28 protein-coding genes and 1 tRNA gene are annotated in these 19,297 nt (G+C 71.8%); 23 read left to right on the top strand and 6 right to left on the bottom strand.

Annotated elements, in window-relative coordinates:
- Positions 1-59 precede the first annotated feature (59 nt).
- Together ACFVQZ_RS32585 and ACFVQZ_RS32580 are read left to right on the top strand one after the other, a co-directional pair.
- Positions 60-500, top strand: coding sequence for a GntR family transcriptional regulator (locus ACFVQZ_RS32585; RefSeq protein ID WP_383628410.1), 441 nt, complete (start codon positions 60-62; stop codon positions 498-500).
- Positions 501-511: 11 nt separating this feature from the next.
- Complete coding sequence (locus ACFVQZ_RS32580) at positions 512-1,078, top strand: HD domain-containing protein (RefSeq protein ID WP_383628408.1); 567 nt, start codon at positions 512-514, stop codon at positions 1,076-1,078.
- Here the strand turns inward: ACFVQZ_RS32580 and ACFVQZ_RS32575 are convergent.
- Entirely contained in the window at positions 1,066-1,539 is a 474-nt protein-coding gene (locus tag ACFVQZ_RS32575) for an NUDIX hydrolase (RefSeq protein ID WP_383628406.1), read from the bottom strand. The genes ACFVQZ_RS32580 and ACFVQZ_RS32575 overlap by 13 nt on opposite strands.
- Positions 1,536-2,306 carry a helix-turn-helix domain-containing protein gene (locus tag ACFVQZ_RS32570; protein WP_383628404.1) on the bottom strand — a complete coding sequence of 257 codons (771 nt, stop codon included), beginning with the start codon at positions 2,304-2,306 and terminating at the stop codon, positions 1,536-1,538. The genes ACFVQZ_RS32575 and ACFVQZ_RS32570 overlap by 4 nt, the downstream gene beginning before the upstream one ends.
- 678 nt (positions 2,307-2,984) lie before the next feature.
- Here ACFVQZ_RS32570 and ACFVQZ_RS32565 point away from each other — a divergent pair.
- The 6 genes from ACFVQZ_RS32565 (at position 2,985) to ACFVQZ_RS32540 (ending at position 5,777) form a co-directional block, all read left to right on the top strand.
- The gene (locus tag ACFVQZ_RS32565; protein WP_383628402.1) at positions 2,985-3,443 is read left to right on the top strand and encodes a protein kilB; all 459 of its coding nucleotides are present in this window, start codon (positions 2,985-2,987) and stop codon (positions 3,441-3,443) included.
- 90 nt (positions 3,444-3,533) lie between these two features.
- The gene (locus ACFVQZ_RS32560; RefSeq protein WP_383628400.1) at positions 3,534-3,731 is read left to right on the top strand and encodes a hypothetical protein; all 198 of its coding nucleotides are present in this window, start codon (positions 3,534-3,536) and stop codon (positions 3,729-3,731) included.
- Positions 3,732-3,887: 156 nt separating this feature from the next.
- On the top strand, positions 3,888-4,154 hold the full coding sequence (locus ACFVQZ_RS32555; protein ID WP_383628398.1) for a DUF6284 family protein: 267 nt from the start codon (positions 3,888-3,890) through the stop codon (positions 4,152-4,154).
- Positions 4,151-4,315 carry a hypothetical protein gene (locus ACFVQZ_RS32550; protein ID WP_383628396.1) on the top strand — a complete coding sequence of 55 codons (165 nt, stop codon included), beginning with the start codon at positions 4,151-4,153 and terminating at the stop codon, positions 4,313-4,315. Before ACFVQZ_RS32555 ends, ACFVQZ_RS32550 begins: the two co-directional genes overlap by 4 nt.
- A 65-nt stretch (positions 4,316-4,380) precedes the next feature.
- A complete protein-coding gene (locus tag ACFVQZ_RS32545) occupies positions 4,381-5,433 on the top strand; it encodes a conjugal transfer protein (RefSeq protein WP_383628451.1) in 1,053 nt (350 codons plus the stop codon).
- Positions 5,430-5,777: an RRQRL motif-containing zinc-binding protein gene (locus ACFVQZ_RS32540; RefSeq protein WP_383628394.1), complete on the top strand. Its 348-nt coding sequence runs from the start codon at positions 5,430-5,432 to the stop codon at positions 5,775-5,777. The genes ACFVQZ_RS32545 and ACFVQZ_RS32540 overlap by 4 nt, the downstream gene beginning before the upstream one ends.
- On the opposite strand, the gene ACFVQZ_RS32535 is transcribed toward ACFVQZ_RS32540, so the two are convergent.
- Positions 5,774-5,932, bottom strand: a complete 159-nt coding sequence (locus tag ACFVQZ_RS32535) for a hypothetical protein (protein WP_383628392.1) — start codon at positions 5,930-5,932, stop codon at positions 5,774-5,776. The two genes, ACFVQZ_RS32540 and ACFVQZ_RS32535, sit on opposite strands and share 4 nt — an antisense overlap.
- A 41-nt stretch (positions 5,933-5,973) precedes the next feature.
- Here ACFVQZ_RS32535 and ACFVQZ_RS32530 point away from each other — a divergent pair, with 41 nt between their 5' ends.
- The 9 genes from ACFVQZ_RS32530 to ACFVQZ_RS32490 all read left to right on the top strand — a co-directional run bounded on the left by ACFVQZ_RS32530 (position 5,974) and on the right by ACFVQZ_RS32490 (position 12,607).
- Positions 5,974-6,366, top strand: coding sequence for a DUF6251 family protein (locus ACFVQZ_RS32530; RefSeq protein ID WP_383628390.1), 393 nt, complete (start codon positions 5,974-5,976; stop codon positions 6,364-6,366).
- A 2-nt stretch (positions 6,367-6,368) separates the two neighbouring features.
- Complete coding sequence (locus ACFVQZ_RS32525) at positions 6,369-6,560, top strand: hypothetical protein (protein ID WP_383628388.1); 192 nt, start codon at positions 6,369-6,371, stop codon at positions 6,558-6,560.
- A gap of 81 nt (positions 6,561-6,641) precedes the next feature.
- Positions 6,642-6,851: a DUF6257 family protein gene (locus ACFVQZ_RS32520; protein WP_383628386.1), complete on the top strand. Its 210-nt coding sequence runs from the start codon at positions 6,642-6,644 to the stop codon at positions 6,849-6,851.
- A gap of 85 nt (positions 6,852-6,936) precedes the next feature.
- Positions 6,937-9,126 (top strand): cell division protein FtsK, encoded by a 2,190-nt coding sequence (locus tag ACFVQZ_RS32515; protein WP_383628384.1) that lies wholly within the window; start codon positions 6,937-6,939, stop codon positions 9,124-9,126.
- Positions 9,127-9,267: 141 nt separating this feature from the next.
- Complete coding sequence (locus ACFVQZ_RS32510; RefSeq protein WP_383628382.1) at positions 9,268-9,519, top strand: hypothetical protein; 252 nt, start codon at positions 9,268-9,270, stop codon at positions 9,517-9,519.
- A 159-nt stretch (positions 9,520-9,678) separates the two neighbouring features.
- Positions 9,679-9,867 carry a hypothetical protein gene (locus ACFVQZ_RS32505; protein ID WP_383628380.1) on the top strand — a complete coding sequence of 63 codons (189 nt, stop codon included), beginning with the start codon at positions 9,679-9,681 and terminating at the stop codon, positions 9,865-9,867.
- Positions 9,868-9,877: 10 nt separating this feature from the next.
- A complete protein-coding gene (locus tag ACFVQZ_RS32500; protein WP_383628378.1) occupies positions 9,878-10,159 on the top strand; it encodes a hypothetical protein in 282 nt (93 codons plus the stop codon).
- A 133-nt stretch (positions 10,160-10,292) separates the two neighbouring features.
- Positions 10,293-11,129, top strand: a complete 837-nt coding sequence (locus ACFVQZ_RS32495) for a DNA primase (protein ID WP_383628376.1) — start codon at positions 10,293-10,295, stop codon at positions 11,127-11,129.
- A gap of 2 nt (positions 11,130-11,131) precedes the next feature.
- The gene (locus tag ACFVQZ_RS32490; RefSeq protein WP_383628374.1) at positions 11,132-12,607 is read left to right on the top strand and encodes an ATP-binding protein; all 1,476 of its coding nucleotides are present in this window, start codon (positions 11,132-11,134) and stop codon (positions 12,605-12,607) included.
- A 19-nt stretch (positions 12,608-12,626) separates the two neighbouring features.
- On the opposite strand, the gene ACFVQZ_RS32485 is transcribed toward ACFVQZ_RS32490, so the two are convergent.
- Complete coding sequence (locus tag ACFVQZ_RS32485; RefSeq protein WP_383628372.1) at positions 12,627-12,872, bottom strand: hypothetical protein; 246 nt, start codon at positions 12,870-12,872, stop codon at positions 12,627-12,629.
- A gap of 496 nt (positions 12,873-13,368) precedes the next feature.
- On the opposite strand from ACFVQZ_RS32485, the gene ACFVQZ_RS32480 reads away from it, so the two are divergent.
- Positions 13,369-13,575 carry a helix-turn-helix transcriptional regulator gene (locus ACFVQZ_RS32480; RefSeq protein ID WP_383628370.1) on the top strand — a complete coding sequence of 69 codons (207 nt, stop codon included), beginning with the start codon at positions 13,369-13,371 and terminating at the stop codon, positions 13,573-13,575.
- A complete protein-coding gene (locus ACFVQZ_RS32475; RefSeq protein WP_383628368.1) occupies positions 13,572-14,957 on the top strand; it encodes a tyrosine-type recombinase/integrase in 1,386 nt (461 codons plus the stop codon). The genes ACFVQZ_RS32480 and ACFVQZ_RS32475 overlap by 4 nt, the downstream gene beginning before the upstream one ends.
- 151 nt (positions 14,958-15,108) lie before the next feature.
- Here the strand turns inward: ACFVQZ_RS32475 and ACFVQZ_RS32470 are convergent.
- Positions 15,109-15,190, bottom strand: a tRNA-Tyr gene (locus ACFVQZ_RS32470).
- A 184-nt stretch (positions 15,191-15,374) separates the two neighbouring features.
- On the opposite strand from ACFVQZ_RS32470, the gene ACFVQZ_RS32465 reads away from it, so the two are divergent.
- From ACFVQZ_RS32465 to ACFVQZ_RS32450, 4 genes are all read left to right on the top strand, one after another.
- A complete protein-coding gene (locus ACFVQZ_RS32465; RefSeq protein WP_030494203.1) occupies positions 15,375-15,866 on the top strand; it encodes a YajQ family cyclic di-GMP-binding protein in 492 nt (163 codons plus the stop codon).
- 74 nt (positions 15,867-15,940) lie between these two features.
- Positions 15,941-16,456, top strand: a complete 516-nt coding sequence (locus ACFVQZ_RS32460; RefSeq protein ID WP_030494202.1) for a methylated-DNA--[protein]-cysteine S-methyltransferase — start codon at positions 15,941-15,943, stop codon at positions 16,454-16,456.
- Positions 16,453-17,079: an alpha-ketoglutarate-dependent dioxygenase AlkB gene (locus ACFVQZ_RS32455; RefSeq protein WP_030494201.1), complete on the top strand. Its 627-nt coding sequence runs from the start codon at positions 16,453-16,455 to the stop codon at positions 17,077-17,079. The genes ACFVQZ_RS32460 and ACFVQZ_RS32455 overlap by 4 nt, the downstream gene beginning before the upstream one ends.
- An 8-nt stretch (positions 17,080-17,087) precedes the next feature.
- Positions 17,088-18,314, top strand: coding sequence for an amino acid permease (locus ACFVQZ_RS32450; protein WP_030494200.1), 1,227 nt, complete (start codon positions 17,088-17,090; stop codon positions 18,312-18,314).
- Here ACFVQZ_RS32450 and ACFVQZ_RS32445 read toward each other — a convergent pair.
- A complete protein-coding gene (locus ACFVQZ_RS32445) occupies positions 18,280-19,296 on the bottom strand; it encodes a hypothetical protein (RefSeq protein ID WP_383628365.1) in 1,017 nt (338 codons plus the stop codon). The two genes, ACFVQZ_RS32450 and ACFVQZ_RS32445, sit on opposite strands and share 35 nt — an antisense overlap.
- Between the last annotated feature and the right edge of the window lies 1 nt (position 19,297).

Here is a 19,297-nt window from a genome sequence, read left to right as displayed (position 1 = left end):
GATCACCTGACGCAATCATCGACAGTGGTGGAAAATTCGGAGCATTGGAAGGGTCTACCGTGCCGGAATCTAACCCGCGCGGAACTTATCTCGTTGTCGCAAGAGAACTGCGAATGAAGTTGAATGAGCCTGGAGTTAAGCGCCTACCCTCGGAAGCGCTACTCGCAGATGAGTACGGTGTCTCCCGCAACACCATTCGGCGTGCTCTCAAGGAGCTGGAATCTGAGAACCTGATCGCATCACTTCCTGGTTCTGGGTGGCACGTAGCCAGCGGCCCGATCCGTCCCCTTCTGGACAAGATGGTCGACCTTTTTTCTAGCGAGGGGCTGTCCGTCGGCGACACCTACCCATCTGAGTCGAAACTCTGCGAGCGCTTCAACGTCTCCCGTACCGCTGTTCGTCGGGCGCTAGCACAGTTGGAAGGAAGAGGGCTACTCGCTACAAAGCACGGCACGGGACGCACAATTCTCGCTCTACCCTCTGCCCTAGAGAAACCGTAGTCTTGGCAAGCATGGAGCTTATTGAGTGGGCCTACTCGCTTTCCGAATCCCTGCTGTCTGAATCGTTGCCGCGGCGCTGGGCACACTCCCTTGGTGTAGCCAAGCGGGCTCGCTCACTGCGCCCGATCCTGGGGCGGGACGCTGACGTGCTGGAGGCTGCTGCCGTCCTGCACGACATCGGCTACTCCCCCTCCCTGGCTACCACCGGTTTCCACCCGCTCGATGGGGCCCGGTTCCTGCGAGACCAGGAAGGGGCCGACGAGCGAGTCGCCCGGCTCGTCGCCCACCACTCCTGCGCGCTCCTGGAGGCCGAGGAGCGGGGTCTGCGGCAGGAGCTGGAGACCGAGTTCGCGCTGGAGCGTCCGGAGCTGGTGGACGCGCTCATCGTGGCCGACATGACGACCGCGCCGGACGGCGAGCACACGACGCCGGCCGCGCGGCTGAACGAGATCGTGCAGCGGTACGGGCCGGACACCATCGTGGGACGGTTCATCCAGCGGGCGGCGCCGGAGATCTACGCGGCCAACGAGCGCGTGGAGCGGCGAATGGCCGCAGCCGCCGGCGCTCAGCCGATGTAGGGCTCCCCGCGCGTCTCGTCCAGGCCGTGCCGGATGCGCAGGCGCATGGACGGGTGAATGTCGAGGTCGTCGAGGTCCGCCGGGTCTACCCAGCGGACCTCTTTCGATTCGCTGCTCGTACGGAGGGATCCGCCAACCGGCTTGGCCCGGAAGCAGATGGAGAACTGCTGGCGCACCTCGCCGTCGTCGTACGCGAGGACGTGCTCCGGGTCCGTGTAGAGCCCGACGATGCCCTCGACCTCGACCGCGATACCGGTCTCTTCCTCGACCTCGCGCACGGCTGTGTCGCCGATCCGCTCGCCGATGTCGTGTCCGCCGCCAGGCAGGGCCCACAGGTCGTTGTCAGTCCTGTGGATGAGCAGGAGCCGCCCCTCGCCGTCGCGGACAACGACGGTGACCGACGGGACCACCGAGTTCGCCTTCGGGGCCTTCGGGTCACGGAAGTAGTCGATCCGGGTCATGCGTCTGCGCCTCCGAGGTCTGTGGGGGAGGAGATCGGTCGGGCGCTCTCCCAGACCCGCTCCACGCTCTCCGCGTAGGCGTCGAACAGCTCGCCACCGGGGACACGCTGAAGGTGCAGGACGGGGGCCATGTAGGCGCCGACGCCGTACAGGTGCCCGTTGGCGAGCATGGCGTCGTCGGCCCGGTAGATGGAGTTGTAGAGCGTGGTCGAGTGGAGCCTGAATTCGACTCCGGGGAGCCCGAACAGCGGCGCGTAGTTGACCAGTGCATTTCGGATCTTGCTGGCCATGGCACCCCCGATTCCCTCGTCAGCCCCGCGCACTGCGACCGCGGCCGAGTCGGGGTCGCCGAGCATGAACCTGACCGGCACGCCGTCGGCTGACTTCTCCTTCACCACCTGGTGGAAGGCGGCGTCCTCGGTGAGCCAGAAGCCCGAGTAGACCAGGACGTCGAAGTGCCGCCGGGCGCCGGCGTAGAGCTGCGGCCAGAGCCGGTTCGGCACGACGGAACGGTGCGGGTAGAGCTGGACCAGCTCGGCGTTGCCCGCCTCGGTGACCTCGGCCGAGGTCCGCTCTTCCGGCCAGAGGTAGGAGACCTCCCGCTGAAGCAGCGAGGCCGTCGCGTACTTGAAGCGACGATACGGCTGGCGCCTGGGGTCGTTGATCCAGCGCTCTACCGTCTTGGCCGACACCCCGAGCCGTTCGGCTACCTCGTCCAGGGTCATGCCGCGCTCGATGATCGCGCCGCGTAAGCGCTCGTTGGCCATGCCGTGCACTCCCCCACGTGGGACGACTTGGGACGACTTCACCGTAGCCAAGACGTCCTGGAGCCGTACATGCGCGGAGTCCAGCGTCTGCCCTGATCCAGCCAGTCTTGAGACATCGAGCGGGGCGGACTCGCAGCCACCGAAGACCCAAAGGGGCTTGACGGCGCGAACCCTTCTCCGCATGATGAGGAACAGGTAATACATGTACCTCACGGAGCTTTGGCTCGGTGAGGCGTGCTGCCCAGCGCCCGGAGAGACCCGTGAAACGGCCTCGAAGGAAGCGCCCGTCACGGTTGAGAACTGAACAGTGGACACAGAACGACAGGCATCTGCGACAAGCCGCAGGCCCTGCCGCACGAGCAGCAAGCACCTTCCTCCCGGGCCTTCATTTCGAGGCCGGCGGGACCCGTCACGTGCGGTGAGACAAGGGCAGAGATCGCGACCCACGCCACGCACCATGTCCGCCCCTGGAGGCCGACGTGAAGCGCTTAAGACCCTGGGCGCTGCTTCCGCTGGACCGGCGGAGTGGCTGTGCCCACCGCGTCATCTGACCTCCGCAGCCGTTCGGCGGCTGCGGCCGGTTGCCTCCTCCGCCCGTCCGGGCCCCGTTCGCGCGGTGCCGTACGGGCGGGGTTGAGGGGAGCCGGAATCACCTGGTTCGTCTGATGGGAGTTCGTCATGGAAGCTGTCCTGACCAGCGTTATCGCCGTTCTCGGCACTCTGCTCGGTGCGGTTGTCGCCGGGGTTCTGCAGCAGCGTCTGGCCCGCCGGGAGCGCGGCGAGGTGCAGGCCGCCGAGTTACGGCGGGAGCGTCTGGCGGCGGTGACCGAGCTGGTCGCGGCGGTCGCGGAGCACCGGCGGGCGATGTGGGTCCGCGAGGACCTGCGGCTGAACGGGGGCGACGAGACCGCTTATGAGCAGGCGCGGGCCGAGAGCCACATGACGCGTGCGGCGATCACCGCGCCGCTGACCGCTGTCAGGATCCTCGCGCCGGCCCTCGCGGAGCAGGCCGCGCAGGCCGCCCGCGCCTCTTACGACCTGCGCGGCGCGGCCGACCTCGTCGCGCTCGACGCCTGCCGCACGGCCGCGATCGCCGCGGCTGACCGGCTGGTGCTGGCCGCCGCCGACCGCCTCTGAAGCTCTTCGCCCCGATGGTCGCAAGGACGGGTTCGACTCCCGCCGGGGCACTCCCCGCACGACACATCATCCACCTGCAAAGGAGCCGTCATGGGTCTGTTCCGTTCCTTCGAGCGTTCCAGCGATCCCGAGGTCGACCACGGGCACTCGGACCGCTGCTCGCTCACCTACGCCGGGGACGTCTACGCCGAGACCGCCAACAAGTACGGCGAGGACTCCTGGGAGGCCCACACCGCCGATCTCGCGGTGCAGGCGGAGAGGGAGAACTACCGCAAGCACTACATGTGACCCACCGCGCTTCAGCCCCGATGGTCGCAAGGCCGGGTTCGACTCCCGGCCGGGGCGCCGGCCCGCCTCACTCGAAGGAGAACCCCCGGAGTTGCAGCTCCGGGGGTTCAGTTCGGGCCGCTCCTACCCCCTTGTCCGAGAAGGGAGCACGACCCAATGAAGTCCATCGCTGCACTTCAGGCCGTTGTTACGGCCGCCGGGTTCGACGGTGAGCCGTCGGATGCGGAGCTGGACGCGATCGAGTGGGAGATGCCGCTGATCCTGGCGGAGATCGACCTGCTCGACGTGGAGATCTGGATGCTGGACCGCCCGGCCACGGTGCTGGACGAGCGGCGGATCCGCCGGGCCCGCAACCGGGTCCTGGACGAGCGCCGCAACCTCACCAACCGCGTCGGCCTGGCGCAGTCGGGCGGTGCCGCGTGAAGCCGCTCGCCTTCTGGCTCCTGTCCCTGCTGTGCCTGGCCGTGGCCGTCCTGGGGCTGGCCATCGAGCGCCGGGATGTCCACTACGCCGGCCTCCTCGCCTGCCTCGGCGTCCTGGCCGTGAACGCCGTCCTGGCCCGCCGGAACGGGGGCGCCCGGTGACCGCCGACACGGGTAGGGAGCTGGGGACGCTCCAGCGGGTGGTGCTGGGGGCGGCGTTCGTGCCGATGCTGGTCACGGGCGGCGCCGGCGGGTACGGCACCTACACCAACATCAAGGCCGCCTACGGCTCCGGCACCGCCGTCGGCGCGGTCGCGGCCGGTGAGGGCGCCACCGCCGTCCTCGCGATCGTCCTCCTCGGCCTGACGCTGCTGGGGCAGTCGTCGCCGAGGGTGATCCGGGCGGGGCTGTGGGCTCTTCCCGCAGCGGCTGCGGCCATGTCTGCCACCGCCGCCACCTCCCCCGGCGAGGTCGTGATCTACGCCCTCACGCCGATGGGGATGACCGCGTCCGCGGAGGGTGCGGCGTTCCTGGCGCGGCGGATCGTCGTCTACCGCGACGGCCGCGACGCCGAGGCCGAAGCGCACGCCGCCGATCTGGTGCAGGCACTCGCGTATCAGCGGGCGATGGCGGAGCGGCACCCCGATCCGAAGGTCCGCAAGAAGGCGGAGCTGGAGTCGTGGAAGCTCGCGAAGAAGGTCGGCGCGGGGGACATCGTCCTGGGCACCCGACTGGTCGACGCCCAGCGCGAGAAGGTCACCGCCGGCGCCCACGCCGCCCTCGCCGACATGTTCGGCGCCGCCGCCGGGCCGGTCGAGCCGGAGCAGGCCGTCACGGTGGAGCTGGAGGTCGACCGGTCGACTCGACCGGTCGGCCCCGTGAATGCGGAGGAATCGGAATGGACCGGTACGGAACGGTCTACCTCTGACCAGCCGCTTCCCGCCCTCGCCCCCGCCCCGGCCGACCCCGGCCCGGCGGGCGAGGAAGAGTCCACTCCGCTCGCTGCGATCGAGTCGACCGGTCGGGCGGCGGTGCGGGTGGTCGCGGCTGAGCAGTCGGCCCGGCCCGAGCGGGTGACCCGCCGGGTGCCGGACGCGGCGAAGACCCCGGTGCCGCGTCGCACGCGCGACGAACTCCTCGCGGAGGCACGGCGGTTGACGGAGTCGTGGCCGGTGGAGAACCTGACGGCCGACCGGATCCGGCGGGCGGTTCGTACGTCGCCGGAGAAGGGCCGGTGGCTGCGCGAGACCCTGCGCGCGGAGCGGGGTGAGGCCGCGTGAGCGCGCTCCCGGTCTACCGCTGGCGCCTGGCGCCGGAGGGGCTGGCGACGTTCCGGCAGCTTCGGGCGATGGGGCTGCGGCCGGCGGGTCAGCCGGTCGTGGCCCAGCTCGAACGCCCCCGCCGCCGGCGCGAACCGCTGGTCGCCTACCTCTACCGCATCGACCTCGCCCGGCCGGTGCGGCCGATGACCCCGGCCAAGCGGGCGGCCCTGGAGCGGGCGAACGCAGCCCGCCGGGTCTGCCCGGAGTGCGGGCAGGACGCCGGCTACCGCATCCCGCCCTCGCTCGGCATGTGCACGCCCTGCGCCTACCCCGACACCAGCGCCGCCGCGTCCTGCGGCTAGATGTCCGCCAAGAACAACATGATCTTGGCCGCCCAGTACTTGAGCCGGTGCCAGCGGTTGCAGAACCGCTTCAGGGCCCACCACCGGCGCTGCTCCAGTGGCCGGTCGCACCACTTGCACGGCAGCGGGTCCACCTCGATCTCGATCGCCCCCATGGCCCGTGACTCTAACCGTCACCTCTGACCTGGGAGAACCCATGTCGAACCTCCCCGACCCCGCCCCGGTCGTCCGGCTCCCGGACGGCACCTACACCTACGCTGACCACCTCCCCGCCCCCATTCAGCCCGCTGCGGCCCCGGTGCCGCAGGTGGTGCACCAGCACATCCACCAGGCCCCGCCCGACCGCACGGTGCAGCGGATCGCGCTCGGCTCCGGGATCGGCGCCGGCACCGTCGCCGCCGGCGTCTACTTCGGCCCGCTCCTCGTCGGCGCGCTGACCGCGATCGCCGCGAACCTGGCGCTGCTCGCGTTCCTCGCCACCGTCCTGGTCTGGGGCGTCCACACCGTCATCAAGTCCGTCGGCGGCCCCGACGGACAGCAGGCCGCCAAGGCCATCGGCAAGGCCCGACGCGGCCGGAAGGGGAAGTGACCGTGTTCCGAGGTGGACAGAAGGTCCTGATCGTCGCCTGCGAGGACGACCCCCGCGCCGTCGGCAAGACCGGCCGCGTCCTGGACGAGGTCCCCCCGGGCCCGCTCACCGAGGGCCGGTGGACCGTCGACCGCATCAGCATCTGGATCGCCCCGGTCCTGTGCCACACCCACGAACTGCGCGCCATCGACTGACGACTGCCCGCCCACCCCCGGCCCGCGTGGTCGGGGGTGGAAGGGGAGCCGGGACAGTCCCGGCCCCGGAAGGGACCGACCGTGGCCAGCAAGAAGAGCAACGAGTACGACCCCGACCACCCGCCCCTCACCACCGGTGAGAAGGCGCAGTTCGCCTGGTACGTCGCCCGCATGGCCAAGCGCGGCATCGCCGGAGAGAACGTCTACCAGGGCGACCTGGAGAAGAAGGTCGACAAGCTCCTCGACCACGCCCGCGACCGCGCCGAGAAGAACCAGTCCAAGCGCAAGTAGCTGTGCCCCAGGGGCGGCCGTCCCGGCCAAGGAATCAGGCCGCCCCCGGGTCCTTCGTGTTCCCTCACAAGGAGAGGACGTTTCAGTGAAGCACCCCGACGACGACCAGGAGCTGTTCGCCCGGCTGGAAGCCGAGATGACCGCCGACCGGTCGACCGACGACGGCGGGGCCGAGGTGGTTGACCTCGGCAAGGCCCGCGCCGCCCGCCAGACCACCGCCGAACCGGTCGAGCCGGAGGAGCCGACCGGTCGGCTCGTGGTCGACCAGCCGACCCCGGCCGCCACCGGTCCGGGCTACCTCGGCCGACTGGCCTCTGCCAAGCGCCGTGACGTGATCCCGGTCTGGCTGCGGTCTACCTCTGAACTGCGCACGGCCGCCGGGTGGGTGGCCCGCCACTACGCCCACACCGTCGGCTACCACGCGCTCCGCACCCCCGTGTACGCGCTGCGGCTCGCGCTCCAGTCGCCGGTCGGTGCCGCCCGGTTCGTCGGCGGGGTGATGCGGTGGGTGGCCGACCGGGAGGGTGAACCGGTCCGGGCCGCCGCCGTCCGCAAGGAGGACGCGGTCGAGTACCTGCGGCTGTCCGCGCAGCGCGACGACCGGGTCAAGCTCCGCACTCTGATCGCCGCCGTAGCCACGTTCATCGGCGCCACCGTCGCCCTCGCCATCTACGTCCTTGCGCCGGGCTGGCTCCAGACCGTCTCGGTCGGTCTGGTCCTGCTCGCGCTCGGCTGGGCCGGCCGCAAGGCCGACGCCCCGGTCGTCCACCGTGCGGTGGAGATCCCCAAGGCGTCCAAGCTCACCTCCGACATCGTCCTGCGGGCCCTCGGCGCTCTCGGCATCCCCGCGATCAACCAGGCGCAGGGCAAGGGGCGGGACGGGTTCGAGTTCACCGCCCCGATCACCCGCGACGGACCCGGCTGGCGGGCGCAGGGCAACCTCCCCTACGGCGTCACCGTCACCGACATCATCGAGCGCCGCGAACGCCTCGCCTCCGGCCTGCGCCGTCCCCTCGGCTGCGTGTGGCCCGAACCGGCGTCCGAGGAACACCCCGGGCACATGGTGCTGTGGGTCGGCGACCAGGACCTCACCAAGGCCAAGAAGCCCGCGTGGCCGTTGGCGAAGTCGGGCGGGGTCGACCTGTTCAAGCCGGTCGCCTACGGCACCGACCAGCGCGGACGCTGGGTCGAGGTCACCCTGATGTACATCGCCGGGGTGATCGGAGCGATCCCCCGCATGGGCAAGACGTTCCTGCTGCGCCTGCTCCTGCTGATCGCTGCCCTGGACCCGCGGGCGGAGCTGCACACGTACGACATGAAGGGCACCGGCGACCTCGACCCTGTCGGCAACGCCGTCTCCCACCGGCACGCCGCCGGCGACGACGACGAAGCCATCGCCTACGCGCTCGCCGACCTGCGGGCCGTCCGCGAGGAGCTGCGCCGCCGCACCAAGGCGATCCGCGCGCTGCCGAGGGACATCTGCCCGGAGTCGAAGGTGACGTCCCAGCTCGCGGACAAGCCCTCGCTCGGCCTGCACCCGATCGTGATCGGCGTGGACGAGTGCCAGGTGCTGTTCGAGCACCCGGAGCACGGCAAGGAGTTCGAGGAGATCTGCACCGACCTGGTCAAGCGCGGCCCCGCCACCGGCATCGTGCTGCTGCTCGCCACCCAGCGGCCCGACGCCAAGTCGCTACCCACCGGGATCTCGGCGAACGCCGGCGCCCGCTGGTGCCTGAAGGTCATGGGCCAGACCGAGAACGACATGGTCCTGGGTACCTCCGCCTACAAGCGGGGCGTGCGGGCCACGATGTTCGCCTGGGGCGACAAGGGCATCCACTACTTCGTCGGAGAAGGAGCCGACGCCCGGATCGTCTCCTCCGTCTACGTCGACGCCCCCGGGGCCGAAGCCATCGCCGCCCGCGCCCGCACCGCCCGCGAGAAGGCCGGCCTGCTGTCCGGCTACGCCATGGGCGAGGAGCCGGAGGCCGTGACCGGCCCGGCCTATGACCTGCTCGCTGACATCCTCGCCGTCGTCCCCGCCGCCGAGGCCAAGGTGTGGTCCGAGACCGTCGTGTCCCGGCTCGCCGAGCTGCGGCCCGACGTCTACGGCGGCTGGGAGACCGACGCGCTCGCCGCCGGCCTCAAGCCCCACGGCATCTCCACCGTGCAGGTGGGCCGCCGGGTCGACGGCAAGGTCGTCAACCGGCGCGGCATCGCCCGCGCCGACATCACCACCGCGATCGCGGAGCGTGACGGAAAGCGGGACGCGGGATGACCGCCCGGGACCGCTAGCGATAGCGGCGGCCCCCGCTAACGTTAGCGGCTCCGCTAGCGCCCCAAACCCGCTCTGAGCTGGCCGCTAGCGCATAGCGGCCCACCTGCGAGAACCCCTGGAAACCGCCTGGGAGGGCCCGTCATGACCCCCGCCCTGCTCGCTATCGCCTGCCTGCTCGCCATCACCCTCGGTTACGTCGCGAGGTGCATGGCGTCGCCGTTCGGCGACTGCCGCAAGTGCCACGGACGCGGCTACGCGATCAAGACCAACCGCAAGGGGCACGCCAAGCCCGGCAAGGACTGCCGCCGCTGCCACGCCACCGGCAAGCGCATACGCGTCGGCCGCTGGATCTACAACCGGCTCTCCCGCACCTACCGCGCCGGCACCCGCTGAGCGCGGGCACGAAAGCGGCCGACGGCACCCGTCATGAGACGTACCCCGCTCCGAGCAGGAGCTAGGCGGACGCGCCGTCGGCCATCCCCCGAGCTTGTCAGCACCCGAGGTACCCGCAGCTTCCCACCGCCCCAGAACCGCCGTCAAAGGAGTAGTTCCGTGGCCATAACGATCTCCCTGGTCTTCCTCTTCGGGCTCGTCCTGTTCTTCCTGCTCCGCTCCGGCTCCCTCGGCTACGGCTCCGCGTTCACCGCCGCCGGCTTCGGCTTCTTCCTCGCCTCCACCGGCGCCGCCGGACCCATCAACCAGCTCGCCCACGCCGTCCTCGACGCCGTCGGCAACCTCTGAGGAACCGCCCATGCTTCGTCTGCGCCTCCGGCTGGCCCATTGGCCCCGTCGCACGCTCATCCTGACCGACACCCCCCGACCCGGCTGCCCCGACTGCAACGGGGCCGGCGGGCACAACCGGGACTACGGCGACTACGCCACCGGCGAGTACGCCGGGACCGAGTGGGACCCCTGCCCCTGCTGGGACGAGGACCGCCGCTGGCCCCTCCTCCCGCTCCCGCGACTCCCGCGCCGCCCCCGGCCCCACGTCGACCCGTGGGGCAACGGCTACAGCGACGAACCGCCCTTCTAGCAACGCCGAGGGCGACCCCCATTCCGCCAAGAACCCGGGGTCGCCCTCGCCTACCAGCACTGACTAGAGAACTGGAGACGCCCAGCATGACTCATCCGACCCAGTCCCGACGAGAGCGCGCGGGGGTGGCCGCGTGAACAGCCTCTCCATCAACGCCATTGCCCTCGCTGACGGCCGCCTCCCGGTCCTGCCCCTGGGCGCGGACAAGCGCCCTCTCGGGAACTGCCGGGACTGCGCCGACCTCGCCTGCGGCGGCCGGCCGAACATGAAGACCCCCGGGCCGTGCGTGTGCCCGTGGCCGTGCCACGGCTGGGCCGCCGCCACCACCAACCCCACCGTCCTCGCCTCCCGCCAGTGGGGCCTGGCCTGGAGCCGCGCACGCGCCATCGGCTATCACCCCGGCGGCGCCGGGGTCACCGTGGTCGACCTCGACAACGCCGACGCCGTCGACTGGGCCCGGAACACGCTCCCGGCCACGACGACCGTGGCCACGACGCGCGGGGAGCACTGGATCTACTCCGGCACCGTGCGATCGGTGAACGCCGTCCGGCCGGGCGTCGACATCAAGTCGCTGATGTCCTACGCCCGCTGGCTCGGCCCCGGCACTGGCACCATGACCGACGTCCCCGCCGCCGTACACGCCCTGGCCGCGGAGAAGTCCGCCGCCCGGCCCGCGCCGCGCGCCGTCACGGTGCCCGCTCCGGCCGGCGGCGGGCGGTGCCCGCACCGTTCGCCCGTCTACCTGGAGCGCGGGATTGCCATGGCTGAGCAGCGGATCACCGCCGCCACGAGCGGGGTGCACGCGACCGTGTACCGGACGTTCCTGGCGGTGCTTTCCGCGCACGGCCGGTGCGGCTGCCTCACCGACGCCCACATCGCCCGCCTGTTCACCGCCGCGCAGGCCAAGGGCGAGTCCCCGCGGCACTGCACGGACGCCTGGGCCAACGCCACCACGGCACTGGGGATGTAGCGATGTCCGAGGACGAGAAGAACCCGGCCCGCGAGGTCATCACCGACTACGCCCGCGCCCACTTCCGGTACTTCCGCACCGTCGACGGCACCGTCTACGCCCAGCGCAACGGCCACCCCGTCGCCCGCCCCATCCGCTCCCAGGGCACCACCGGCAGCCACCGGCAGGAACTCATGGTCGGCCTGTTCCGCGACGGGCACGGCGTCTTCAACGGAACCGCCTTGAAGGAGGCACTCGACTTGATCGAAGCACTCGCGCTCACCGAGGACGTCCAGCCCGTCCACATCCGCGTCGCCCCCGGATTCGACGGCGCCACCTGGCTCGACCTCGGCCGCGACGACGGCCAGTCCGTCCGCATCCACCCCACCGGCTGGGACATCACCGTCCCCGACCCCCGCGAGGTGTGCTGGCGCCGCACCCAGCTCACCGGCGAACTTCCGCTGCCGGTCAAGGACACGAACGGCAAGGGCATCGACCTGCTCATGCGGCTGTGCAACTTCAGCGACGCCCGCGCCGAGTCCCTCGCCCTCGCCTGGCTCGTCGGCTGCCTCGGCCCCGACGTGCCCGTCCCCGCCCCGTTCCTCACCGGCCCGCAGGGCGCCGGCAAGTCCACCGCCGGGAAGATGCTCGTGCGGATCATCGAGGGCATGAGCGGCGACCTGCGGCGCGCGCCGAAGGACGAGGAGAACCTGATCACCGCCGTCGCGGCCGGATGGGTCACCGGCCTGGACAACCTCTCCCACCTCGGCCCCGACCTGTCGGACCTGATGTGCTGCATCGTCACCGGCGCCGAGAACATCAAGCGAGCCCTGTTCACCGACGGCGACGTCGTCCGCGCCCGCTACCGCCGGCCGATGCTGCTGACCGGCATCGACGTCGGCGTCATCCGCCCCGACCTCGCCGAACGACTCCTCCCCCTCCGCCTCGAACGCCCCCGCGTGCGGCGGACCGAGGCGGAGCTGTGGGCCGAGTTCGCCCAGTCTCTGCCCGTGATCCTCGGCTCCGTCCTCGACCTCGCCGTCACCGTCCGCGCGGCCGACGCCGACATCCCCACCGACCTGCGGATGGCCGACTTCGCCCACCTGTGCGCGCAGCTCGACGCCGCCCGCAGCCTCGGCGCCCTGGACGCCTACCGGGCGAGCCTGGACGACCTCAACGACGACGTGATCGAGGGCGACCTCCTCGCCCAGACTGTCCTCAAGCGCGCCGCCGAGATCGAGCCGGGTACCGACGTGCGGATGACGTCCGCCGAGTGGCTGCACGGCCTCACCCAGCTCTATACCGGCGAGGGGGAGTTCCGGCCGCTGCCCAAGGGCTGGCCCACCACCGGCAAGGTTCTCTCCGACCGCCTCAAGCGCCTCCAGCCCGTCCTCGCCGCCCGCGGCGTCCTGGTCGACTGGGGCCGCAAGAACAGCGCCCGCTACATCGAGATCGCCCGGCCGAAGCCCCCGCTCGACGAGCAGGGCCGGGTCTTCTAGTCGGCGCCTTGCGGGTGCCCTATGGATGCCACTGCTCCTCCTGATAGTCAGGGTGCGTGGCATACGTCCGGGCGAGGATCCGAAGGGCGTACAGCAAGCCGTACGCCCGCTCGTCCCAGGGGTCCGGGAAGCGTCGGTACTCGTCGGTCAGTTTCGTGATCGAGTCCAGCAGCTCCAGATGGCTGCCCCCGACACCGGCGCCGACCATGTGCCGCCGGTCCTCCTCGATACGCGCGGCAAGGAACTTCAGCATCTCTTCTTGCATGCGCTGATCCTCGCGCGTAAGCCCAGGGAGCCGGCCGACGTCTCATGGGCGGCGCTACGGGGCCCATCCGCACAAGCAAGAGGAGCACCCCCGGCCCAGCGCCCGGGTGCTCCTCTTGCTCTTCGGCGGCTTGCCGCCGCCCAAGGGGCGTGCCGCTCCGCGGCTCCCCATTCACGCCTGAAGGCGCGCACAACAACAGAACCCAGGCCCCACTTTTCCTAAGTAGGAAGACCCTGCGTCACCTGCGTCACCGGGGCCCGGGAAACCGCTCCCCACCTGCGCCAACGGCGGTGACGCAGAGCCTGAATCTCTGCGTCACCGTTCGTCACCTGCGTCACGCCGTGACGGACGGCTTCGTCACCGGTGACGCAGACCGCCGCTCCCTGCGTCACCGAAGAACCGCAGGTCAGACACCAAAAGTGACGCTGATGACGCAGTGACGCAGAAATCCGCACCTCGGACACATCCACCGACGTGACTCGGAAGAGGAGACACGATGGCCCGCACCGACCGCCGCCGTCAGCCCGCCGACGAGTGGCTTCCCCTGACCGACGTCCTCGCCGAGATCGGCATCACCCGAGCCACCTACTACCGCTGGCGCAACCGCGGCTACGGCCCCGAGGTGAAGCGCCTGCCCAACGGGCACCTGCGGGTCCGCCGCAGTGCCCTCGACTCATTCCTGAACGAGCTGGAGACCGCGTGACCGAGTGGAGCTACACCGTACGAATCTGGAGCATCAGGAAGCGGCCGTACCGCAAGCCGTACCAGCTCCGGTGGCAGGTCGGCACGCGGCCGCACTCCGAGTCCTTCCTGACGCTCGGGCTCGCCGAGAGCCGGCGGGCGCAGTTCATCACGGCGACCCGGGAGGGCGAGCCGTGGGACGTCGACAGCGGTCTGCCGAAGTCGATGGTCCAGAAGGCCAAGGACATCTCCTGGTACCAGCACGCCAGGAACTACGTGGAGATGAAGTGGGACCACTCCCCCGCCTCGACCCGCCGGAACCTGGCTGAGGCCATGGCCACTGTGACGCTCGCCCTGGTGAAGGACACCAAGGGCATGGGCGACAAGAAGGCCGTCCGCCGCTCGCTCTACACCTGGGGCTTCAACGTGAACCGGTGGAAGGAGGAGCCACCCGCGGACGTGGCCGCGCACCTCGCGTGGGTCGAGCGGAAGTCCGTTCCCACCTCGCAGCTCTCCGACCGGATGCTCGTCCGCCGGGCCCTGGACGCCTGTGCCCGGCGGCTGGACGGGAAGACGTCGTCCGGCTCGGTCATCGCCCGGAAGCGGGCCATCTTCCACCAGGCCCTCGGCATCGCCGTGGACGCCGAGCTGCTGGGCGAGAACCCCATGGCCGCGCTGAAGTGGAAGGCACCCGAGCGGGTCGAGGAGGAAGTCGACCCCGAGGCCGTGCCGGACCCGGCGCAGGCCGCCGCCCTCCTCGCCGCCGTCGGCCGGCAAGGCGACCGCGGGCGCCACCTGGCCGCGTTCTTCGGGTGCCTGTACTACGCCGGCGCCCGGCCCGGGGAGCTGGTCGGCATCCGGCTCCAGGACTTCGACCTGCCCCGGCGCGGGTGGGGACTCGTCCGGCTCCGGGAGAGCCGCGCGCGGTCCGGGAGCTCCTGGACGGACAGCGGCGAGGCCCACGACCGGCGCGGCCTGAAGCACCGGACGCGGAAGGCCGTGCGGCACGTGCCGATCCCGCCCGAGCTGGTCGCGATGCTGCGGTGGCACGTGACCCTGTACGGCACCCACGCGGACGGCCGAATCTTCCGGACCGCCCGCGGCGGGATGGTTCAGGAGAGCGGTTACGGGGAGGTCTGGGCGAACGCCCGGCAGGAAGCGCTCAGCCCGTCCGAGCAGGATTCGAAGCTGGCCAAGCGGCCGTATGACCTTCGTCACGCGGCCGTCTCGACGTGGCTCAGCTCAGGGGTGGAGCCTCAGCTGGTGGCCCAGCGGGCCGGCCACTCGGTGGCTGTCCTCTTCCGGGTCTACGCGAAGTTCCTGAAGGGCGGCGACGAGGCCGCCAACGCCAAGATCTCCGCCCGGCTGAACCAGCACCGCGCCGGCGCCCCCGCCGGAGTCTGATCGGCCCGGACGCCCGTCCACGCGCCGTCCACACGGGCTGGTAGAGGGCGGTATCGAGCGGGACAGGGTGAGACAGTCACGCCCGGTCCAACGTTTACACAGAAACGGCCCCTGATCGCGTTTCCGCAGATCAGGGGCCGTTCTTATCGCGTGGCGGCGCCAGGATTCGAACCTGGGTAGGCTAAGCCGACGGATTTACAGTCCGCTCCCATTGGCCACTCGGGCACACCGCCATGGGATCCGTCGCCGTGGTTTCCCGCTTTTCGGCGGTGCTCCCTGGCAACGACGTAAACAATACCTGATCCCGGAGGGTGCTTCGCCACCGGATTGATCGACGGGTGATCAGGGGTTCGGGCGGGGGCGCACCCCCTAGGCTTTGGGGGTACCCCACAGCATCCGAGCAAGGAGCCACTAGTCATGGCCGACTCCAGTTTCGACATCGTCTCCAAGGTCGAGCGGCAGGAGGTCGACAACGCCCTCAACCAGGCCGCGAAGGAGATCCAGCAGCGCTACGACTTCAAGGGGACCAACGCCTCGATCTCCTGGTCGGGCGAGAAGATCCTGATGCAGGCGAACGGCGAGGAGCGCGTGAAGGCGATCCTCGACATCTTCCAGTCCAAGCTGATCAAGCGCGGGATCTCGCTGAAGTCGCTGGACGTCGAGGGTGAGCCGCAGCTGTCCGGCAAGGAGTACAAGCTCTTCGCGTCGGTCACCGAGGGCATCTCGCAGGAGAACGCCAAGAAGGTCGCGAAGACCATCCGGGACGAGGGCCCCAAGGGCGTCAAGGCGCAGGTGCAGGGCGACGAGCTGCGGGTCAGCTCGAAGAGCCGGGACGACCTCCAGGCCGTGCAGGCGCTGCTGAAGAGCAAGGACTTCGACTTCGCGCTGCAGTTCGTGAACTACCGCTGACCCGGCGTCCGGCCGTCCAGGGTCGTGTCCGGAAGCCGCCAGCGGTGCGGCGGCGGGGCTCGCACACTGGAGGCATGGACGACATCACCGTGTACGCGTACGCCGGCGGCCCCCTGGGCGAGATGCTGCTGACCGGGCGGCTCTCGACGGGGGGCCGTGCCGTGCTGCGGTCGCTGTCGCTGCCGGGGCAGAAGGGCGGCGTGACGGTCCGGGAGGGCTGGGTCCGGGACCAGGGGGCGTTCGCCGGGGTCGTGGGGCAGCTGGAGGAGTACTTCGCGGGGCGGCGGCGGCGGTTCGACGTGCCGCTGGCCGGGGACGCGGGGACGGAGTTCCAGCGGCGGGTCTGGGCGGCGCTGGAGGAGATCCCGTACGGGACGACGGTCAGCTACGGCGAGATCGGGCGGCGGGTCGGGGCGGCGGGGGCCGGGGTCCGGGCCGTGGGGACGGCGATCGGGCGCAATCCGCTGCTGGTGGTGCGGCCCTGCCACCGGGTGGTCGGCGCGGACGGGACCCTGCGCGGGTACGCGGCCGGTCCGGAGCGCAAGCGGTCGCTGCTGGACCTGGAGGGGGCGCTCGGAGTCCTCGCGTGACCGAGGGGCTGTTCCCGCGCGAGCGGGCGGAGCCGGCGCCGGGCGCGGTGCACGTGCCGGGGTGGCTGCCGCTCGACCGGCAGCGGGAACTGGTCGCGGCCTGCCGGGAGTTCGGGCGCGGACCGCTGGCGTACCGGCACACCGTGCTGCCCGGCGGGGGCGTGATGTCGGTGCGGTCGCTGTGCCTGGGGCGGCAGTGGGTGCCGTACCGCTACCTCGACGCCGTCGCGGTGCCGGTGCCGGACTGGCTGGTGGCGCTGGGGCGGGCGGCGGTGGCCGAGGCGTACGGGGACGACGGCGGGTTCGCGCCGGACGCCGCGCTGGTGAACTTCTACGGGGACGGCGCCCGGATGGGCATGCACCAGGACAAGGAGGAGCGGTCCGGGGCGCCCGTGGTGTCGCTGAGCCTCGGCGACCGGTGCGTGTTCCGGCTGGGCAACGCGGAGGGGCGCGGGCGGCCCTGGAAGGATGTGGAGCTGGGCTCGGGGGACCTGTTCGTCTTCGGACGGGAGTCGCGGTGGGTGTACCACGGCGTGCCGAAGGTGTTTCCTGGGACCGCCGATCCGTCGCTCGGGCTCGCCGGGCGGCTCAACATCACCCTCCGGGAGACAGGCCGACCGTGACCTCCGACATGCGCCGGTCCCTCGGCGTCCTCGACGCCGTCGTCATCGGGCTCGGCGCCATGGTGGGCGCCGGCATCTTCGTCGCGCTCGGGCCGGCGGCCGGCGCGGCCGGCACCTCGGCGGCGCTGCTGACCGCGCTGGGGATCGCCGCCGTGGTGGCGTACTGCAACGCGATGGCGTCGGCCCGGCTCGCCGCCCTGTACCCGGAGTCCGGCGGCACCTACGTGTACGGCCGCGAACGGCTGAGTCCCTTCTGGGGGTACCTGGCGGGCTGGGCGTTCGTGGTGGGCAAGACGGCCTCGTGCGCGGCGATGGCGCTGACCGTCGGCGCCTATCTGTGGCCGGACCAGGCGCACGCGGTGGCGGTGGCCGCGGTGGTGGCGCTGACCGCCGTGAACTACGGGGGCGTGCAGAAGTCGGCGCTGCTCGCGCGGGTGATCGTGGCGGGGGTGCTGGCGGTGCTCGCGGCGGTCGTCACGGTCTCGTTCGCGGGTGCTCCGGGGGGCCGGTTCGGGCTCGGCGGGGAGGTCTCGGCGGGCGGGGTGCTGCAGGCGGCGGGGCTGCTGTTCTTCGCGTTCGCGGGGTACGCGCGGATCGCCACGCTCGGCGAGGAGGTGCGCGACCCGGCGCGGACGATCCCCCGGGCGGTGCCGCTGGCGCTGGGCCTCGCGCTGGCGGTGTACGCGCTGGTCGCGGTGGCGGTGCTGGTCGCGCTGGGGCCGCGGGCGCTGGCGGACTCCGCCGCGCCGCTGGCGGACGCGGTGCGGGCGGCGGACGCCGCCTGGCTGGTGCCGGTGGTGACGGCGGGGGCGGCGGTGGCGGCGCTGGGCTCGCTGCTGTCGCTGATCCTCGGGGTGTCGCGGACGACGCTGGCGATGGCCCGCGACGGCTATCTGCCGGGCGGTCTCGCGGCGGTGCACCCGCGGTTCCGGGTGCCGCACCGGGCGGAGTTGGCGGTGGGCGCGGTGGTGGCCGTGGTGGCGGCGACGGCGGACGTGCGGGGCGCGATCGGCTTCTCGTCCTTCGGCGTGCTGGTCTACTACGGCGTCGCCAACGCGTCGGCGTGGACGCTGGGCGGCCGGAACCGGTTCCTGGCGGCGCTGGGCCTGGCCGGGTGCGCGGTGCTGGCCGGGGCGCTGCCGCTGGGGTCGGTGCTGGCGGGGGCGGGGGTGCTGGCGGCGGGTGTGGTGGCGTACGCGGTCAGTCGAGGACGACCCGGACACCTTCGGCCCTGAGTCCGGCGACCCATTCCCGGAAGGTGGCGGGGCGCGGTTCGGCGAGCAGCGGGGTGACGCCGAGGCAGGCGCGGGCGACGGCGGAGTGGCGCCAGACGAGGGTGGTGCCGGAGAGTTCGGCGCCGAGGGCGCGCGGGGAGCCGGTGGGGTAGGCGTGGCCGGGGCCGTGGACGGCCTCGGTGAGGGCGCAGACGAGCGCGTCCTCGTCGGTGACGCCCCGGCCGTCGAGGGTGTACGTGGCGCCGGGGACGGGTTCGGGCAGGTCGTGCGAGCGGAGGGCGGCCTGCTGCCGCCAGGCGGTGCGGGCGGCGCCGGTGAAGCGGCGCCAGGTGCCGGGTTCGGCGGGGCCGCGGTGGTCGTGGAAGAGGTCCCAGACGGCGCGGGTGGGCGGCGGGACGAGGCCGGTGCGGGGGAAGGCGACGGTGACGTCGAGCAGGCCGCCGGGGCCGGGGGCGGTGTCCCAGCCGGTGACGGGGCCGGCGGCGGCCTCGTGCTGGGGGTTCCCGTCGGCGCGGAGGACCTGGTAGCGGACGTCGCCGTCGGGTGCGGCGCCGGTGGCGAGGGCGGTGCGGAGGGGGCCGCGCGGGGCGCAGCCGAGGAAGGTGACCTCGGTGCGGGGCGGCGGGGTGTCGGGGAGCGGGATGAGGTGGGCGCAGGGGGTGGCGCCGGTGGCGCCGCCGGGGAGGCGGCGCGGTGGTCCGGCGGCCTCGACGGTGATGACGTCGCCGCGGGCGCCGAGGACGCGGACGGCGTCGAAGCGCCAGGGGCCGTCGGGGGTCTCGACGTCGAGGGTGCCGAGCGGGGCGGTGCCTTCGACGACGGCCTGGGTGACGGCGCGGGCGAGTTCGCCGCGCGGTTCGCAGCCGCGGAGTTCGTGGCGGAGGCGGGGGTGCGGGGCGGGGTCGCCGTAGAGGCCGTCGACGTCGTGGCAGAGGGCCAGGACGCGACGGCCGGCGAGCAGCGCGTAGCGCGGCGGGCGCACG

The sequence above is a fragment of the Streptomyces sp. NPDC057854 genome (assembly GCF_042797055.1).
GTDB lineage: Bacteria > Actinomycetota > Actinomycetes > Streptomycetales > Streptomycetaceae > Streptomyces.
This window is presented reverse-complemented; position numbering and strand designations above follow the sequence as displayed.

Coding starts and splice junctions, on each gene's coding strand:
- ACFVQZ_RS32580 (WP_383628408.1), top strand. CDS start 512: ATGGAGCTTATTGAGTGGGCCTACTCGCTTTCCGAATCCCTGCTGTCT.
- ACFVQZ_RS32575 (WP_383628406.1), bottom strand. CDS start 1,539: ATGACCCGGATCGACTACTTCCGTGACCCGAAGGCCCCGAAGGCGAAC.
- ACFVQZ_RS32570 (WP_383628404.1), bottom strand. CDS start 2,306: ATGGCCAACGAGCGCTTACGCGGCGCGATCATCGAGCGCGGCATGACC.
- ACFVQZ_RS32565 (WP_383628402.1), top strand. CDS start 2,985: ATGGAAGCTGTCCTGACCAGCGTTATCGCCGTTCTCGGCACTCTGCTC.
- ACFVQZ_RS32560 (WP_383628400.1), top strand. CDS start 3,534: ATGGGTCTGTTCCGTTCCTTCGAGCGTTCCAGCGATCCCGAGGTCGAC.
- ACFVQZ_RS32555 (WP_383628398.1), top strand. CDS start 3,888: ATGAAGTCCATCGCTGCACTTCAGGCCGTTGTTACGGCCGCCGGGTTC.
- ACFVQZ_RS32545 (WP_383628451.1), top strand. CDS start 4,381: ATGCTGGTCACGGGCGGCGCCGGCGGGTACGGCACCTACACCAACATC.
- ACFVQZ_RS32535 (WP_383628392.1), bottom strand. CDS start 5,932: ATGGGGGCGATCGAGATCGAGGTGGACCCGCTGCCGTGCAAGTGGTGC.
- ACFVQZ_RS32530 (WP_383628390.1), top strand. CDS start 5,974: ATGTCGAACCTCCCCGACCCCGCCCCGGTCGTCCGGCTCCCGGACGGC.
- ACFVQZ_RS32510 (WP_383628382.1), top strand. CDS start 9,268: ATGACCCCCGCCCTGCTCGCTATCGCCTGCCTGCTCGCCATCACCCTC.
- ACFVQZ_RS32500 (WP_383628378.1), top strand. CDS start 9,878: ATGCTTCGTCTGCGCCTCCGGCTGGCCCATTGGCCCCGTCGCACGCTC.
- ACFVQZ_RS32490 (WP_383628374.1), top strand. CDS start 11,132: ATGTCCGAGGACGAGAAGAACCCGGCCCGCGAGGTCATCACCGACTAC.
- ACFVQZ_RS32485 (WP_383628372.1), bottom strand. CDS start 12,872: ATGCAAGAAGAGATGCTGAAGTTCCTTGCCGCGCGTATCGAGGAGGAC.
- ACFVQZ_RS32480 (WP_383628370.1), top strand. CDS start 13,369: ATGGCCCGCACCGACCGCCGCCGTCAGCCCGCCGACGAGTGGCTTCCC.
- ACFVQZ_RS32465 (WP_030494203.1), top strand. CDS start 15,375: ATGGCCGACTCCAGTTTCGACATCGTCTCCAAGGTCGAGCGGCAGGAG.
- ACFVQZ_RS32460 (WP_030494202.1), top strand. CDS start 15,941: ATGGACGACATCACCGTGTACGCGTACGCCGGCGGCCCCCTGGGCGAG.
- ACFVQZ_RS32450 (WP_030494200.1), top strand. CDS start 17,088: ATGCGCCGGTCCCTCGGCGTCCTCGACGCCGTCGTCATCGGGCTCGGC.